The 17209-nt window shown below is 43.4% G+C and carries 14 protein-coding genes; 6 read left to right on the forward strand and 8 right to left on the reverse strand.

All coding sequences use genetic code 11. The features are described from left to right. Positions 1–4: 4 nt before the first annotated feature. Positions 5–1552 (forward strand): SpoVR family protein, encoded by a 1548-nt coding sequence (locus tag L7A31_RS14670; protein ID WP_237362520.1) that lies wholly within the window; start codon positions 5–7, stop codon positions 1550–1552. A 69-nt stretch (positions 1553–1621) separates the two neighbouring features. Here L7A31_RS14670 and kdsB read toward each other — a convergent pair whose 3' ends face one another. The 5 genes from kdsB to L7A31_RS14695 are packed head-to-tail and all read right to left on the reverse strand — an operon-like array spanning position 1622 to position 7592. Further along, complete coding sequence (kdsB, locus tag L7A31_RS14675; RefSeq protein WP_237362521.1) at positions 1622–2371, reverse strand: 3-deoxy-manno-octulosonate cytidylyltransferase; 750 nt, start codon at positions 2369–2371, stop codon at positions 1622–1624. Continuing rightward, positions 2371–2550, reverse strand: a complete 180-nt coding sequence (locus L7A31_RS14680; protein ID WP_237362522.1) for a Trm112 family protein — start codon at positions 2548–2550, stop codon at positions 2371–2373. The genes kdsB and L7A31_RS14680 overlap by 1 nt, the downstream gene beginning before the upstream one ends. Next, complete coding sequence (gene lpxK / locus L7A31_RS14685) at positions 2531–3538, reverse strand: tetraacyldisaccharide 4'-kinase (RefSeq protein WP_237362523.1); 1008 nt, start codon at positions 3536–3538, stop codon at positions 2531–2533. Before lpxK ends, L7A31_RS14680 begins: the two co-directional genes overlap by 20 nt. Positions 3539–3543: 5 nt before the next feature. Then, a complete protein-coding gene (msbA, locus tag L7A31_RS14690) occupies positions 3544–5292 on the reverse strand; it encodes a lipid A ABC transporter ATP-binding protein/permease MsbA (RefSeq protein ID WP_237362524.1) in 1749 nt (582 codons plus the stop codon). A 32-nt stretch (positions 5293–5324) separates the two neighbouring features. Continuing rightward, complete coding sequence (locus tag L7A31_RS14695; RefSeq protein WP_237362525.1) at positions 5325–7592, reverse strand: DNA internalization-related competence protein ComEC/Rec2; 2268 nt, start codon at positions 7590–7592, stop codon at positions 5325–5327. Between L7A31_RS14695 and L7A31_RS14700 the strand changes: the two genes are divergently transcribed. Continuing rightward, positions 7576–8085 carry a DUF2062 domain-containing protein gene (locus tag L7A31_RS14700; RefSeq protein ID WP_237362526.1) on the forward strand — a complete coding sequence of 170 codons (510 nt, stop codon included), beginning with the start codon at positions 7576–7578 and terminating at the stop codon, positions 8083–8085. The two genes, L7A31_RS14695 and L7A31_RS14700, sit on opposite strands and share 17 nt — an antisense overlap. Positions 8086–8251: 166 nt before the next feature. On the opposite strand, the gene lolE is transcribed toward L7A31_RS14700, so the two are convergent. From lolE to lolC, 3 genes are read right to left on the reverse strand one after another with little or no spacing between them, the layout of a single operon-like run. Beyond that, positions 8252–9496 (reverse strand): lipoprotein-releasing ABC transporter permease subunit LolE, encoded by a 1245-nt coding sequence (gene lolE, locus L7A31_RS14705; protein WP_237362527.1) that lies wholly within the window; start codon positions 9494–9496, stop codon positions 8252–8254. After that, complete coding sequence (lolD, locus tag L7A31_RS14710) at positions 9497–10183, reverse strand: lipoprotein-releasing ABC transporter ATP-binding protein LolD (protein ID WP_237362529.1); 687 nt, start codon at positions 10181–10183, stop codon at positions 9497–9499. Then, positions 10176–11384: a lipoprotein-releasing ABC transporter permease subunit LolC gene (gene lolC, locus L7A31_RS14715; protein WP_237362530.1), complete on the reverse strand. Its 1209-nt coding sequence runs from the start codon at positions 11382–11384 to the stop codon at positions 10176–10178. Before lolC ends, lolD begins: the two co-directional genes overlap by 8 nt. Positions 11385–11663: 279 nt before the next feature. Here lolC and L7A31_RS14720 point away from each other — a divergent pair, with 279 nt between their 5' ends. The 4 genes from L7A31_RS14720 to L7A31_RS14735 all read left to right on the forward strand — a co-directional run bounded on the left by L7A31_RS14720 (position 11664) and on the right by L7A31_RS14735 (position 17208). Then, a complete protein-coding gene (locus tag L7A31_RS14720; protein WP_237362531.1) occupies positions 11664–12227 on the forward strand; it encodes a PilZ domain-containing protein in 564 nt (187 codons plus the stop codon). Positions 12228–12241: 14 nt separating this feature from the next. Then, entirely contained in the window at positions 12242–15706 is a 3465-nt protein-coding gene (gene mfd / locus L7A31_RS14725) for a transcription-repair coupling factor (RefSeq protein WP_237362532.1), read from the forward strand. 50 nt (positions 15707–15756) lie between these two features. Next, entirely contained in the window at positions 15757–16530 is a 774-nt protein-coding gene (locus tag L7A31_RS14730) for a peptidoglycan binding protein CsiV (protein WP_237362533.1), read from the forward strand. Between the two features lie 129 nt (positions 16531–16659). Beyond that, complete coding sequence (locus L7A31_RS14735; RefSeq protein WP_237362534.1) at positions 16660–17208, forward strand: GNAT family N-acetyltransferase; 549 nt, start codon at positions 16660–16662, stop codon at positions 17206–17208. Position 17209: the final 1 nt, after the last annotated feature.

A 17209-nucleotide genomic window follows, 5' to 3' on the forward strand; every position in this document is an offset into this window, starting at 1 on the left:
GCATATGACAACAAAAACAAAACCACGCTCGAAAAAAAAGACCAAGGCGCTACCAGATGGGCCAGATTGGACATTCGACTTACTCGATCGCTACCACAAAGAGATCAAGCGAGTAGCGGATCACTATAGGTTGGATGCGTACCCTAACCAAATAGAGGTGATCACCTCAGAACAAATGATGGACGCATACTCTAGTATCGGTATGCCCATAAACTATAATCACTGGTCCTTTGGTAAAAAATTCATCCAGACAGAACAGGGCTATAAACATGGTCAGATGGGCTTAGCCTATGAAATTGTCATTAACTCAGACCCATGTATAGCTTACCTAATGGAAGAAAATACCGTAACAATGCAAGCTTTGGTTATGGCACACGCTTGTTATGGACACAACTCCTTCTTTAAGGGCAACTACCTTTTCCAAACTTGGACCGATGCCAGCTCAATCATCGACTACCTATTGTTTGCGAAAAACTATATCGCTGAGTGCGAGCAAAAGTATGGTGTATCAGAAGTAGAAGAGCTACTGGACTCTTGTCACGCATTGATGAACTTCGGTGTAGATCGATACAAACGTCCAGAGAAAATCTCTATTGCGGAAGAGAAAGCAAGGCAAGAAGAAAGAGAAGCTTACCTACAATCTCAGGTTAACGAGCTATGGAGAACTGTTCCTCAAGCAAAAACCAAAGAAGAGGACGTAAAGGTACGTTTCCCTTCAGAGCCACAGGAAAACATCCTCTATTTCATCGAGAAACATGCTCCATTGCTAGAACCTTGGCAGCGTGAAATTGTCCGTATTGTTCGTAAGATAAGCCAATACTTCTATCCGCAAAAGCAGACTCAAGTCATGAATGAAGGCTGGGCAACGTTCTGGCACTATACCATCCTTAACCACCTGTACGATGAAGGCCTAGTATCAGAAAAGTTCATTTTGGAGTTTTTGCATAGCCATACAAGTGTTGTCGCACAGCCATCTTACAACAGCCCATATTATAGTGGCATCAACCCTTATGCGCTTGGGTTTGCGATGTTTCGCGACATCAAACGGATTTGTGAAGAGCCAACCGATGAAGATAGAGAGTGGTTCCCTGATCTAGCAGGAACAGACTGGCTTGATGCTGTTCACTTCGCCATGCGCAACTTTAAGGATGAAAGCTTCATCAGCCAGTACTTATCTCCGAAACTAATTCGAGACTTTAAGCTGTTTGCTATTTGTGATGATGACCGGAAAAACTTCATTGAAGTGAGCGAGATTCACGACAATTCTGGCTATAGAAAAATCAGGGAAAAGTTGGCCGCACAGTATAACCTCAGCAATCTAGAGCCTAATATTCAGGTTTATAGTGTTGATGTCCGTGGTGACCGCTCGCTAACACTTCAATATGTTCCTCACGACCGAATACCATTGGATGAAGGCCATGATGAAGTATTGAAGCACTTATATCGCCTATGGGGATTTGAGGTGGTGTTAGAGGAAGTCAAAGAAAGTGGTCGACGGGAAATTCTCGGCACTTGTCCACCTCGCACGACAGATTATGACACCAAGATATAATCTCAGGGTTAGAAGTAAAAAAAAGAGTGCCAAAGCGCACTCCTTTTTACTCACTAATATGCAAACACGTTAGTCCAGTATTCGCTTTCTCACTTCCATTAAATCTTGCTCAGTATCCACGCCGACCCCAAGTGTTTCAGCAGTAATGTCAACATGAATTTTTTCTCCATGCCACAATACTCGCAGTTGCTCCAAGCCTTCAACTTGCTCTAACGTAGAAGTTGGCCAGTTGATATATTCTTTAACGAACCCAGCACGATAGGCATAAATGCCAATATGACGTAATAGCGGCTGCTGAACTTTCGCACTCGTTGTATCGTTCCACTCTCTATACCATGGGATAGATGCTCGGCTAAAATACATCGCATATCCATTTTTATCACATACCACTTTAACAACGTGAGGATTAAAAACATCTTCCTTAGAAGCGATGGGCGCTGCGAGTGTCGACATTGGCGCGTGGGAATTTGCAAGATTGTTAGCAACTTGATTGATCATAGAAACAGGAATCATCGGCTCGTCACCTTGCACATTAACTACAATGCGATCCGAAGGAATGTTCAGCAAATCGATGGCTTCAGCTAACCGCTCGGTCCCGGACTGGTGCCGTGAAGAAGTCATACAAACAGGTGCCGAAAATGATTGAGCGGCTTGTTTGACTCTATTATCGTCAGTTGCAATAACAACGTGTTCTGCACCTGAGCGACACGCTTGTTCATAAACCCATTGGATCATGGGTTTACCGTGAATATCTGCAAGTGGTTTACCCGGGAGTCGGGTTGAGTCATACCTTGCTGGAATAATCACGGTGAAAGACATTATCTTCCTTCTTCCATAGACATGGTTCTTGCTTCGGACTCAAGTAGAACTGGTATTCCCTCTTTAATTGGAAAAGCCAGTCTATCAAGCTTGCAAACAAGTTCTTGGCTGTCTTTGTCAAAAGTTAGCTTACCTTTACAAACTGGGCATGCCACAATCTCAAGCAGACGGTGATCCATAATCTTTCATAACCTCTTTAATTCTATCTAAAATTTTCATCTCATCAGATTCAGCTATATTGGCAGAAACGGGCAAATACCACCAATTGTCCTGCGCATATTGCTCGCATTTGACTGAATCTTTTTCTGTCATTATGACATTGCTACCTTGGCAAGCAAACGACATCAGCTCTGAGCTATCGAAGTCTTTATGATCGGCAAAGCTTTTAGTAAGTCGTAAATCTGCACCTAACAGCTCTAACGTATCGAAAAAACGCGGCGGGTGAGCAATACCAGCAAATGCAACTAAATCACTTAATTGGCTTACAGGAGCTTGATCTAGTGTCTTCAGATTCACAGCTAAACTTGGAGTTAAGCTCATTGATATCTCGCTATTCTGAGCTTTTCCACCATTTGCAATGATAAAATCGACTGAGTCCAAGCGGGAAACCTCTTCTCTAAGCGGCCCTAGAGGCATCAGTCTTTCATTTCCGAATCGCCTCACACCATCAACCACAACCAACTCTATGTCTCTTGCCAAAGCATAGTGCTGTAATCCGTCATCAGTGATGACAATATCTACATTTGAATCAAGCAACGCTTTAACTGCTTGCGAACGATTTGGCGACACCGCTACTGGGACGCCTGTACGCTGGTGAATCAACTTGGGTTCATCACCGCAATGCTGGGTAGGCGTCTCAGAATTGAGTAGTAGTGGGTAGCTCGGTGCCTTGGCACCATAACCTCGAGATACCACGCCAGGTTTATAACCTTGGCGTTGCAAAAGCTCAACCAGCCAAATAACTGTTGGCGTTTTTCCATTACCACCGACGGTAATATTACCAACAACTACAACTGGAACGGGAGCACGATATACTTCTTTCTTTCCGTCTCGATACTGCGCTTTTCTTCTTTTCGACAGGGATTTAAATAGTAAACTGAGTGGCCACAAGAGTGGCCACAAAAAATAACTAAGTGGATGGTTTTTAAACCATATCTTGTCAATCAAGGTATTTATTCACCAAATTGTGTTTTATAAAGTTGAGCGTAAGCACCATCTTTTTCTAACAGATTTGCGTGATCACCGCGCTCGATTATCTCGCCTTCATCAACTACCAATATTTCATCTGCTGATTCAATAGTAGATAGTCTATGGGCAATCACCAACACGGTTTTGTCTTTTTGCAGTTCATCAAGAGCCGACTGAATCGCTTTTTCAGACTCAGTGTCAAGCGCAGACGTCGCTTCATCTAAAATCAAAACCGGAGCATCTCTCAATAGAGCTCGAGCAATCGCAACTCGTTGACGCTGGCCTCCAGAAAGGCTGGTGCCGTTCTCGCCAATAACAGTATCTAAGCCATTCTCCATTGGGCCAATAAATTCCATTGCGTGAGCAAGTTTCGCGGCTTCCTCTATCTGATCTTTCGAGTAATCCTTCTCCGCAGCATATGCGATATTGTTGGCAATGCTATCGTTAAATAGGTGGACGTTTTGAGAAACCAGCGCAAAGTGTTTACGTAGGTTAGTCAGAGTGTAATCACGGATATCATAACCATCCAAGTTTATCGAACCTGAATCAACGTCATAGAAGCGCGTGAACAAATTAGCGATGGTACTTTTCCCTGAACCAGATCGCCCAACAAGAGCAACCGTCTTACCTTTAGGTATAGTAAAGCTCACATCTCGCAAAGCGGGTTTTTCTTTACCTTGATAAGTGAAAGTTACATTTTTAACTTCGATATCACCTTGGATATTTTTCGCTTCATATTTGCCGTTATCAACTTCAGTGTCTAAATCCATCAACGAAAATAACGTGTGACTTGCTGCCATACCACGCTGAAACTCTGCCGTAACACCGGTTAAAGATTTCAGTGGACGCATCAAACCAAACATAGCTGAGAAAATAACTGTGAAAGTACCCGCCGTAAGTTGCTCGCGAATAGAGTCGAAGCTTGCCAAAAACAGCACGGAGACCAAAGCCATTGATGCAATCATCTGTATAACAGGGTTAGCAATGGCCTGAGCCGCAACCAACTTCATCGACTGCTGACGCATTAAGTTACTCACATGGTCAAAGCGCTTGGTTTCCACTTTTTGACCGCCATAACTTAGCACTACTTTATGGCCTTTTAGCATTTGCTCAGCCGAAGAAGTCATTTGCCCCATAGCGGTCTGCATATTACGCGAAATCTTACGAAAACGTTTGGAAACCACACCAATCGCCCATGCCACAATAGGAGCAACAATTAGCAAAACCAAAGAAAGCTGCCAACTATTCCAGAACATCAACACTAGCAAGCCTACGATACTGGCTCCTTCACGGACAATGCTCACCAGCGCACTACTTGTTGCACCAGCAACTTGGTCAGAATCGTAAGTAATGCGTGAAAGCAGAGCTCCTGTCGATTCCTTATCAAAAAAGGAGACTGGCATATGCATAAACTGGTTGAAAATACGGCGGCGAATCTTCATCACTACATGACTGGATACCCAACTAAGACAATAAGTAGATACAAAACCACTAGTGCCTCGAATAAACATCATTGCTAAAATAATTATTGGCAGGATCTTGAGAAAATCTGACTGAGTATTGCCAAACCCTTCATCGAGCAAAGGTTTAAGCAAAGAGACCATGTAAGTATCTGATGTAGCGTTGATTATCAAAGCAACTATTGCAACAGCTAATCCGGTTTTGTAATGGCGAATATAAACCCAAAGCCGCTTAAAGGTCTGCCAAGTTGTTTCATCTGTGTTTTCTGACATATTGGTGTTGGTATTATTTCCAAAAATTCCGGCTATTCTACTCCGTTACGCAGCATCTGCCTATACCATCTACCACTTTGACTATTCCTTAACGTCGATATTTTTTTACTTTTATTGACGAACTCAATAGTAACCTGCCCGCTCTCAGCTGTATCAAGCCAGTTTGCACCAACTTTCTTGTAACGATTTACGACTTCTGGGTTTGGTAATTGCCATTGATTACTTTTTGCTAAAGATGCGACGGCAATTTCTGGCTGTACCGACGATACAAATTTATCAATAGACGAAGAACTACTTCCATGATGAGGTACAACAATAATATCGCTAGCAAGTAGCTCTCCTTTTTGCCGAACTATCAGCCACTCAGCCACACTTTCTATGTCCCCCGCAAGCAGAACGCTGTGCTCAGATTCTAAATCATGGACTCGTATGACGCAGGAATGTGGATTAAATGCTCGTGAAACCATAGTGGGAGGCCACAACACATCAAATGCTAGAGCCTTCCACTTCCAAGACACTCCGCTTTCACATGGCATCTCACCACTTGATGGCGAGCTAGATCTCACCCATTTCGGCAAATATTTATGGTTCAGTATACCTTTACCACCAGCGTGATCTGAATCTTGGTGACTCAGAATCAATCCTTCTATTTTGCTTACGCCACGTCCTGTCAATACTGGACTTATCACCGACTCTACAACGCTTCCACCCAACCAGACACCCCCAGTGTCGTAAACTACAACCCGCCCCTGTTGCTCGATTAAGATCGCCAGCCCATGACCGACATCTAATATATCTATGCGCCAGTCAGGTTGACTTTTAAATAGGTCAGCAATGGCTAAGTTGCTGGCAAGAATAGCGGAAAGTAGGGGCACAAAACTGCGCGACACAACTTGGTATAAGAGTAGCAACATAGTCGCCGAAAGAAGTATTAGCCAAATCGCCTTGGAGATGGGTAACCAGCCATATGTAGCAAACTGAGTTGCAAAAACAACTGGCTTGAACAACCAAGAGCTGAGTTGCCATATTCCAGAGCCCACACCAACCAAAGATAGACAGCTAGCAAGCATAAGAAATGGCACCACAACAAAACTAACCCAAGGGACAAAAACCAAGTTATAGAGAAAGCCACTTAGGCTAATACCTTGAAAGAAAAGAGCGCTAACAGGCCCCATCAGGATAATCAAGGAGAATTGTATTTTTACGGCTCTTAATAGAATTGAATTGTTTTCAGTAGACTCAATTACGTAGAACAACACTGCAACTGCGACAAAAGAAAGCCAAAAACCAGAAGACATAAAAGAGAAAGGATAAACGGTAAGCACAACTGCTAGCGTCGATAGCAAGCGTATCCAAACACTTATTCGAAGTCGAGAGTAAAGCAATACAACGTTAAATAAACACATTGTCAACGCTCGCTGGGTAGACAAACTAAAATCGGCTAACCACGCATAAAAGAGAGCAGCAAGACACCCCAGAAAAATCGGCATCCAAACCAATTGTTTGGAACAGCGTGAACCTACCAATCCTAGGGCGTAACCAACAAAATAGGCAATACCAATATGTAAGCCAGATATTGCTAACAAGTGCCCCAAACCACTTCGCTGTAAGTTGAACCAAATTTCTTTTGGTATTTCATCCCTAACGCCAAATAGTAGTGCTCTAATTAGGCCACGATGCTGCAATGTTGATGTATCACTAGATACTTGATTAAATAGATATGTTTTAAGAGAAGTGCTTTTTTTAGTTACCTCGACATCACCAATAACAGAAGCTCTCGCAAGCCAGCCTTGGCTAAAATAAAAACTTTCTTTGTCAAACCCCGCTTCATTCAACCAACCAGATATTCGTTTCAATTTTATTCTTGCGAATACTTCATCCCCAACGCTCAGTGGAAAGCTGTTAATCAAACGAATTTGTCCTTGCTCAAAGTAATTTAACTTTTGACCATCTATTGCTAGAACTTCTACTGTTCCCTCATATCCGTGATTAATTTTTTTAAAATAGCTGCCTACTTTTGCAGATATGGTAACATGCTCGCCAAATTGGAAGATGGCATGAGATTGCTCATATAACTGGTTCCCTTTGAGTAAGATAACTAATAACGCAATCCCTCCCCCAAAGAACCAATTTAACCTCCTATACTTTATACAAACAACGATAAGGACCGCAGTAGGTAGACTCCATGTCAGACTCGGCAAGACTGGCCAAAATGGAGCGCTTAAAATTGTGAGAATAAATACAAGTAACGTCCGATATTTAAAATAAGAGCCATGTTTTTCTATGCCAAAAAAGTTCATTAAACGTCTTATCCCTGATCATGATGTCATCAAACGTCAGAAGGCACTAAAAGTATTTGGCAACGTTTTATATAACCCAAACTTGTGGTGTTTAAACCGACGCTCTGCAGCGGGTGCTTTCGCTATCGGCCTATTCATGGCGTTTGTGCCTCTACCAAGCCAAATGATTATGTCTGCAGGCTTAGCGATAGCCTGCGGTGTAAACCTCCCTTTATCTGTTGCGTTAGTTTGGGTTAGCAACCCTATTACCATGCCTGTAATGTTTTACTTCGCGTATAAAGTTGGAGCTTATTTACTGCATACCCCTCCCCAACCATTCCACTTTGAACTTTCATGGGATTTCATCATGCAACAAATGCACACAATAGGCCCCCCTTTCGTACTCGGTTGTATTGTCTGCGGCATCATCTCTGGCCTAATCGGTTATTTCGGCATCAAAGGGTTATGGCGATATTCCGTTGTGCGTAGCTGGCAAAAAAGGCAACTGCGTTAACCAGTTCGAAATTAAGGTTAAGCTTTATATTCTGTTCAGAAAACCAGCAAGAACCTAGGTTGAGAAAAGCTACTTATTAGCGTGTAAACAGCTGTGAATACAAGTATGAAAAAAGGGGGCGTTTAGCCCCTTTTTTCATACTATTCTTTCTAATCTTGAACCTAGCTTATTTCGAGCTCAAAACCATCGCTGGATTCAGCTTGCTTGCGCGAGATGCTGGATACCATGTTGCGACGAAGCTAAGGACTATCGCTGTAGCGGACACCACTAGGACATTTGAGAAGTCTACTTGCGAAGGTAAGAAGTTAACAAAGTAGATATCGCCAGATAAGAATCGGTGACCGATTAGATCCTGTAACCCATCTACGAGCGAAGTTAGATTTAGGGCAACCACAACACCGAACACGCTACCAACAACACTGCCTAATACTCCCGAAAAAACGCCTTGCCATACGAATATTCGTCGAATTAGAGAATCCGTAGCCCCCATCGTGCGCAAAATAGCGATCTCTGAAGAACGATCTTTCACTGCCATCATCAGGGTAGAAACAATATTGAAACAAGCAACACCAATCACAAGAACCATTACTAGATACATGATGGTTCTTACCAACTGAATATCGCTGTACAAGAATCCATATTTCTGTTGCCAACTTCTCAAGTAAACGTAAACATTCAAGTGGCCACCCACCTCTCGAACAATTTGCGTTGCATCCAAAACGTTTGATACTTTGACGGCGATTCCAGTAACAGCACTGCCAATATCTGTATATTGCTGAGCATCTTTTAGAGGCAATAAAGCAAGTGTGTGATCAATCTGACCTTCTAAGTTTAATAAGCCAACAACTTTTACACGGACTCGCTTTGGAGCTTGGACACGTGTTGTCTCATTGCTCTTTGGAATCATCAAGGTGACGTATTGACCCACTTTAACTTTTAGCTCTTGGGCAACACCTTTACCCAAAATTATCTGGTGCTTGCCAGCCTTAAAGTTTTTCCAAGCACTCGGCTCAATATATTTCGACATATCAGATACAGCAGACTCTTCAGAGGGCTCAATGCCTCTAACAGCAATAGCTTTCAGCTTTAAGTCTTTTTCCGCTAAAGCAGTGAAACCAACATAGGGAGCTGCAGCTATAATCTTTGGGCTTTCCTTCACCTGTTTCAAAACAGGTTGCCAATTTTGGATAGGGCCTCGAACACCTGCAAACTCACCGTGAGGAATAACAGAAAGTACCCGGTTATTAAGCTCTCGCTGAAATCCGTTCATCGCAGACAAGCCAATGATAATCACTGCGACTCCAACAGCAATTCCAATTGTCGAAGATAGTGAGATAAACGAGACTAGTTTGTTTCGCTGCCGAGCGCGGCTAAATCGGCTTCCGATGAGCAATGATAGAGATGCAATCATCTACGCGCCCCTCTCCCCAACTAGCAAGCCATCTTGCATATGAAGCTGCCTATCCATTTTCCCTGCCAGCTCGCCATCGTGAGTTACAACAAGAAAGGCAGTATTAAATTCACTATTGAGCTCTCGCATCAAGTCATAAATTGATAACGCAGTATTATGATCCAAGTTGCCAGTAGGCTCATCCGCTAATACTAGATCGGGTTTATTCACTAAAGCTCTGGCAATCGCGACGCGCTGTCTTTCTCCTCCAGAAAGCTCCGAAGGTCTGTGTGACAAGCGGTGGCTTAATCCCACTTTATCTAACAACAACCTTGCTTCTCGTTTCGCAACAGACATTTTTGTCCCTCCAATCAAAAGAGGCATCGCAACATTTTCCTCTGCACTAAAATCGGATAACAAATGATGGAACTGGTATACAAAACCTAAGTGCTTATTACGTAGTTTTGCCTGCTTGTCGCTATTTAATTTAGATAAATCATGACCTAAAAACTGCACACTTCCCTCACAAGGATCATCTAGTGCACCCAATATATGCAAAAGTGTACTTTTCCCTGAACCGGACGATCCTATCAAGGATGCGAAGTCGCCTTTTTGTAGATCAAAGCTCACACCTTTGAGCACTTGAGTAGAAACAGAACCTTCTTGATAGGTTTTATAAATTTTTTGACATTGTAGAAGGCTATTCATATCTCAAGGCCTCGGCTGGTTTAACTGAAGATGCTCGATAAGCAGGGAATAATGTGGCTAAGAAACTAAGAACAATAGCCAAAACGATAACTGCAAAAATTTGCAATGGGTTGATAGAAATAGGCAGCTGTCCACCTAGTGCAAACAAAGATACTCCCATGCTTTGCAATACGGTATTAAGATTTAGCGCCAAAGCTATACCTAGTGCCCCCCCCACAAGAGCACCAATAGTACCGCTACTCGCTCCTTGTACCATGAAGATACCTAACACTTGACGATTGGTCATACCTTGAGTTTTCAATATGGCGACTTCTGATTGCTTCTCCATAACAACCATAATCAGTGCTGAGACAATATTAAACGCAGCAACCGCAACAATCAGCCCCAACATTAATCCCATCATACTTTTTTCCATGCCCACAGCTTGGAATAGCTGCCCTCGCTGGGAACGCCAATCACTCCAGCTCCAACCTTCAGGCAACGATTGTTTTGAGAGCTCACTGACAACAAATGGGTCTTTAAAGAACAATCGCCAACCAGATATTGTTCCTTTCTTTAACCTCATTAAGCTGGCTGCATCTTGCATATTGGTGACAATTAGCTGCCCATCCACATCAGAGCCCGTGTTGTAAATTCCTGCAACTGTGAACAGGCGCTGACGTGGAATCATACCAAATGGTGTAAATTGACTTGCACTAGTAACCATTAAGCGAAGCTTGTCTCCAATGGATACATTAAGGTTACGAGCTAGAGTTTGCCCGATGAATACTCGATATGAGCCGGGTGTTAATGTGCTTAACCGCCCTGCCATTATATATTGCTGAATTGGGTCGTTATCCTTCGGTTCCACTCCTATCATCATTCCTACTGTCAGTTCAGAGGCGCTTTGAATAACAGCTTCTCCACGAACTATCGGCTGAGGAGGATGAGCACTCGACAATTCAGACACAAAAGATGGAGGAGATGACTTCATAGGCGTGTCTCCATTAGTCAGAGACACCACAGCTTGTGGGAGAACACCAAGTATTCGATGCTTAAGTTGAGACTCAAAACCGTTCATCACTGATAATACAGTCACTAGGGACATCACTCCAATAGTAATACCAGCGGTAGAAATATAAGACACAAAACGGCTAAACCTATCGCCGGAGCGCCCTCTGAGATAACGCCAACCGATAAATGCCGAAATGGATGGATACATAGAAAAAACCAATATTAAGTAAGTCGGGATACTGTAACGATTAACAACGTTTCGTTGTAGCCTTTATTTGCTATAAACAGGTAAATTTCGCCGCTTTGCAAAAACATAGGCATAAGAACAGTTAATGACAGGCATATTACACTGTAAGTTCAATATATATAGTGCCCATTTTCTCTTGACTCTAACTTTTGTACTGCCTCGACAAAAGTCATAGTAAAAGGTCAACAGACAATTGTTATTTAGTTATAATCACAAAGATAGCAAAAAAGGGAAATTATCATGGCAGGACAAGAGTATTTTAGCGTTCATCATTCGATGGTGGTTAATGTAGAACCATTAACCGATGACTATGTTTTGCCAACCATCAATGAATTTGAGGCCGAAATCCCGCACTCTTTTATCATTGCCAGCGAATTTAGTCAGCTTGACCAGCTCAATGACAAAGCGATGCTTGAGCTAAAACACAGCGATTTACGTTATGTGATGCAGCTACTCGATCACCAGAACTCAAAGCTCAACTTAATCTTAACCTACATGCTATCCGAGCAAGATGACAAACAGCATCGCTTCCACACACTCTCCTTTGGTGCAAGCCAGTTCTCCTATCAGTCAAACTCAGCATTACCCATCGATTCCCACTCGCGAGCAAAACTATTTTTGGAACATCCCGCAGCTGCGATATACTGCTACACCAAAGTGGTTGAATGTGTCGAACATGAAAATGGTTACGCTGTTACTATGGAATACATATTACTGCGCGAACAAGACCAAGACTTGTTGATTAAAGCTGCACTTCACCAGCAACAAAAACTACTGCGCGAGCGCACTCTAAACCGAGAATAACTTAACGCTTTATCATGACTACATCTTCCTTGCTATCTCTAGCGAACCCGAATGGAGCTGGAGACAAAAAACATGTCGGCAATTTACAAGGAGCAAGCCTTGCTCTCGCTATCTCTGAATTGGCAAACTCTCACCAAGGACACACTCTTCTAGCCGTTCCTGATCCACAAACTGCGTTGAAGCTAGTGAGTGAAGTTGAACAGTTCTACGGTGAAGATGTAACACTTTTCCCCGACTGGGAAACGCTACCGTACGATAGCTTCTCTCCTCACCAAGAGATCATCTCGGACAGAATCGCTAGGTTATATCAGCTTCCAACTCTGCGCTCTGGAATTACTGTTGTGCCTGTTAGTACGCTTCTCCAAAGACAAGCGCCGCGTAGCTTTATGCTGCAGCATACATTGATGGTTAACTCTGGTGACCTTCTATCACTCGACAAGCTACGTATCAAATTGGAGAACTCAGGGTATCGCCACGTCGACCAAGTATTTGGGCCAGGTGAATATGCCTGTCGTGGTTCGATTCTCGATCTATTCCCAATGGGCAGCCAACTTCCCTACCGGATCGACTTCTTTGATGATGAAATCGACACTATCAGAACATTTGATCCGGAAAATCAACGTTCAATAGAAGAAATCAAAAGCATTCAATTGCTCCCAGCGCACGAGTTTCCAACAACCAAAAACGCGATTGAAGAGTTTCGCACTCGCTGGCGTCTTCGTTTTGAAGCACGCCGTGAGCCTGAATCAGTATACTCTCAAGTCTCTAAAGGAACTTGGCCAGCTGGTATTGAATACTGGCAACCAATGTTTTTCGAGAGTACTGAAACTCTATTCGATTACATTGACGATAGCTGCCAGCTTATCGTAGTTGGCGATATAGAAGCGCCAATCGACAGCTTTTTAGAAGACGTAGACTTTCGATACGAGCAGCGTAAAGTTGACCCTCTAAGGCCCCTGCTACCTCCAGATGAGCTATGGCTGAAAAAAGATGAGCTTTTCGGGCATTTAAAAGGGTTTGCGCAAATAACACTTAGTCGTGACACTGTGCAAAATAAGGCTGGCCGCACGAATCTAAAAATTCAACCGTTGCCAGAACTGGCCGTTCAGCATCAATTGAATGAACCGCTGAACTTGCTACGTAAATTCTGCGAGTCATTTGACGGCAAGGTGATATTTTCAGTTGAATCTGAAGGCCGAAGAGAAGCCTTAGTTGAACTGCTACAAGGGATTAAATTAAGGCCCGAGCAAACAGAAAACTTCCAAAGCGCTCTAGATAACAGCAACAAGTTCTCGCTAGTTATAGGTGCCAGTGAACACGGTTTTATATTCAGCAAACCTAAAGTCGCATTAATTTGTGAAAGCGATTTGCTCGGTGACAGAGTCGTACAGCATCGCCGGAAAAATAAAAAGGTCGTCAACAGCGATACAGTTATTCGTAACCTAGCTGAACTCAAGCCCGGCCAGCCTGTTGTTCACATTGACCATGGTATTGGGCGATATATAGGCTTAGAAACACTAGAAGCCGGAGGGATGGCCACCGAGTACGTGATGCTCGAGTACCAAAACGAGGCTAAGCTCTACGTACCGGTTTCATCACTCAACCTGATCAGCCGCTACTCAGGCGGTGCAGAAGACAGCGCTCCGATTCACAAACTCGGTAGCGAAAGTTGGGCAAAAGCTAAGAAGAAAGCTGCTGAGAAAGTCAGAGATGTCGCAGCAGAACTGCTCGATGTATACGCTAAACGAGAGCTTAAACCCGGCTATAAATTCGTATTGGATCGAGGTCAATATGCGACTTTCAAATCCGGTTTCCCGTTTGAAGAAACAGATGACCAAGCGAATGCTATCAACTCTGTGTTGTCCGATATGTGTCAGCCGAAGGCAATGGATCGTCTTGTGTGTGGTGATGTTGGCTTCGGTAAAACTGAAGTCGCGATGCGAGCGGCTTTCGTCAGCACCGACAATGGCAAGCAAGTCGCTGTTCTAGTCCCAACCACACTGCTTGCTCAACAGCATTTTGAAAACTTTAGAGATCGCTTTGCCAACTTACCTATTCGAGTCGAAGTGTTGTCTAGATTCAAATCAGCAAAAGAGCAAAAGCAGATTTTAGCTGACGTGTCCGAAGGTAAAGTCGATATTGTAGTTGGCACACATAAACTTCTATCTAGCGATATACAGTTCAAAGATCTTGGCTTACTCATTGTGGATGAAGAGCACCGCTTTGGTGTGAGGCAAAAAGAAAAAGTTAAGGCAATGCGTGCTGACGTAGATATCTTGACCTTAACCGCAACTCCAATTCCAAGAACGCTGAATATGGCGATGAGTGGCATGCGTGACCTGTCGATAATCGCTACTCCTCCAGCACGGCGCCTATCGATCAAAACCTTTGTCCGTCAACATGACGACAACGTGATTCGCGAAGCTGCACTACGTGAAATTATGCGTGGTGGTCAGGTTTATTTCCTGCACAATCAGGTAGAAACAATCGAAAAAGTAGCCCAAGATTTAGAAAAGTTGATTCCTGAAGCCCGAGTCACCGTGGCACATGGTCAAATGCGTGAACGAGAGCTAGAACGCATTATGAACGACTTCTATCATCAGCGCTTTAACCTTTTGGTCTGTACAACGATCATCGAAACAGGTATCGACGTCCCAACCGCCAATACCATTATTATGAATCGCGCAGACAATCTAGGCCTAGCTCAGCTTCACCAATTACGTGGACGCGTGGGTCGTTCTCATCACCAAGCGTATGCCTACCTTTTAACACCGCATCCAAAGGCGATGACCAAAGATGCCATTAAACGCCTTGACGCTATTGCTTCTCTAGAAGACTTAGGAGCAGGCTTTACTTTGGCAACGCACGACTTAGAAATACGTGGCGCTGGTGAACTGCTTGGTGATGAACAGAGTGGTCAAATTCAATCGGTCGGGTTTACGCTGTACATGGAAATGTTGGAACAAGCTGTCGAAGCACTCAAAAATGGTCAAGAGCTGTCGCTAGATGAACTTCTTCGAGAGCAGACTGAGGTTGAAATGCGCATCCCAGCCCTGCTCCCTGATAGCTATATCCCAGACATCAATACTCGGCTATCTATGTATAAACAGATAGCGAGTGTGCACAACTCTGACGAACTATCGGAGATCAAGGTTGAACTTATCGACCGATTTGGCCTGCTGCCCGATGCTGCAAAGAACTTGCTATCAGTATCTGAGGTTAAAATTGCCGCAGGTACGCTAAAAGTGAAGAAAATAGAAGCTCATGACAAAGGTGGCTATATTGAGTTCTATCCAAATGCTGACATAAACCCGGCCTATTTGGTTAAACTCTTGCAATCTCAGCCACAAAAATTCGCTATGGAAGGGCCAACTAAACTTAAGTTTGCTGTACCATTAACCGATAGGCGCAAACGAACTCAGTTCGTGACTGATATGTTAGCTGAGTTTCGAAATAATTTAATCACGACAACGGCATAATACATTGTGTTTGGTTGGCGACTCGATTTCTATCTGACGACGGAGTCATAATGAAAAAACTGCTCCCACTACTAATGCTCATTTTTGTTTCTGCGCCTGTATTCGCAGCGAAGAGACAGTTCGACATAGAAGTGATTATTTTCAAACGCGTAGTGAATCCACAAAGCGTCAATGAATCATGGCCGAATGATCTTCCGCCAATCAATATGAAAGGTGTTGGAAGTTTTTACAACAGTGCTTACTTAGCTAAGAAAGGTGTCACTATGCTGCCTCCTTCAGCTTACAAGCTCGATAAGCAAGTTCAGACGCTAAACAACCACGCAGGTTTTCAAGTATTAATGCATGTTGCGTGGCGACAAGGCGACCAAGGCCGCTATTCTGCACCTGTATTTAGAATCCAAGCTGGAAAAAACTTTGCGTCGCAGTTTGACCCTGATGGTACGGAGAAAAAAGCGGTAGTCGGTCAGCAAGTTATGGATGGTGTAACCGAACATTCCGTGCCAAAACCACTGTATGAACTGGATGGAAAGCTACAGATCTACGTTGAGCATTACCTTTATGCCGACACCACTCTAGACTTACGAGAGCCTAGTACGAAGAAAACTATCATTAGTGATCCGCAAATAGGTTTAAACTCTGATCTAGACCAAGATAACTCTGGAGTACAGGTAGGTCATATGGAGCAGGTAACTCCACCTTTCAAAGTGGAAACCATATTGAAGACATACCAGATGAAACAAAAGCGCCGAATGAGAAGCTCGGAAACTTACTATCTAGATAACCCACTAATGGGAATGATTATCCAGGTTCGTAAGGTGAAATAAGCTCATTATCATGCTTTGTATAGCCCTCGCTTGTCGAGGGCTTTTTGATCACACTCTTTCTGATCAATTCTACCGCCCCACGAATCTAAGAATATACTTTGGCTAACACAAGAATATAGAAGCATCGTTATGGTCGTTGACTTTCAAATTGTCACACCGCGCTTAGTATTGAAGTTGGTGAGTTCAGACGACGCGCAAAAGCTTTCAGATTGCATCAAGCAATCTCCTTCTTTACATCAATGGGTAGATTGGTGCTCTGACAATTTTTCTGTTGATGATGCTGATGAGTTCCTTCTCACTACCCGCTTAAACTGGATTCAAGCAAAATCATTTGGCTTCGGTGTCTTTCGTCGAGAAGACAATGCTTTGATTGGTATGGTATCTGTCAATGAGCTATATCATACGTTCAATATGGTCAGCCTCGGCTACTGGATCGCCGATAGCTATCAAAATCAAGGCTACGGAAAAGAGTCTCTCAATGCCGTCGTAGAGTTTTGCTTTGATAAGCTAAAAATCACCAGAATAGAGATCGTCTGCGATCCAAATAACCTACCAAGCCAAAAACTGGCACAAGCGTGTCACGCGTCATTCGAGGTAATTGCTAAGAACCGCTACCTAAGTCGTGGTGTCCCAAAAGCCGGAATGGTGTTCTCTATTACACCAGAAGATTTGAATTAAA

Source organism: Vibrio marisflavi CECT 7928 (assembly GCF_921294215.1).
Taxonomy (GTDB): Bacteria; Pseudomonadota; Gammaproteobacteria; order Enterobacterales; family Vibrionaceae; genus Vibrio; species Vibrio marisflavi.

Bases quoted from the DNA above. Each gene is read 5' to 3' on its own strand.
- msbA (WP_237362524.1), bottom strand. From the start codon at position 5,292: ATGTCAGAAAACACAGATGAAACAACTTGGCAGACCTTTAAGCGGCTT.
- L7A31_RS14695 (WP_237362525.1), bottom strand. From the start codon at position 7,592: ATGAACTTTTTTGGCATAGAAAAACATGGCTCTTATTTTAAATATCGG.
- L7A31_RS14700 (WP_237362526.1), top strand. From the start codon at position 7,576: ATGCCAAAAAAGTTCATTAAACGTCTTATCCCTGATCATGATGTCATC.
- lolD (WP_237362529.1), bottom strand. From the start codon at position 10,183: ATGAATAGCCTTCTACAATGTCAAAAAATTTATAAAACCTATCAAGAA.
- lolE (WP_237362527.1), bottom strand. From the start codon at position 9,496: ATGATTGCATCTCTATCATTGCTCATCGGAAGCCGATTTAGCCGCGCT.
- L7A31_RS14720 (WP_237362531.1), top strand. From the start codon at position 11,664: ATGGCAGGACAAGAGTATTTTAGCGTTCATCATTCGATGGTGGTTAAT.
- kdsB (WP_237362521.1), bottom strand. From the start codon at position 2,371: ATGTCTTTCACCGTGATTATTCCAGCAAGGTATGACTCAACCCGACTC.
- L7A31_RS14735 (WP_237362534.1), top strand. From the start codon at position 16,660: ATGGTCGTTGACTTTCAAATTGTCACACCGCGCTTAGTATTGAAGTTG.
- L7A31_RS14670 (WP_237362520.1), top strand. From the start codon at position 5: ATGACAACAAAAACAAAACCACGCTCGAAAAAAAAGACCAAGGCGCTA.
- L7A31_RS14680 (WP_237362522.1), bottom strand. From the start codon at position 2,550: ATGGATCACCGTCTGCTTGAGATTGTGGCATGCCCAGTTTGTAAAGGT.
- lolC (WP_237362530.1), bottom strand. From the start codon at position 11,384: ATGTATCCATCCATTTCGGCATTTATCGGTTGGCGTTATCTCAGAGGG.
- mfd (WP_237362532.1), top strand. From the start codon at position 12,242: ATGACTACATCTTCCTTGCTATCTCTAGCGAACCCGAATGGAGCTGGA.
- L7A31_RS14730 (WP_237362533.1), top strand. From the start codon at position 15,757: ATGAAAAAACTGCTCCCACTACTAATGCTCATTTTTGTTTCTGCGCCT.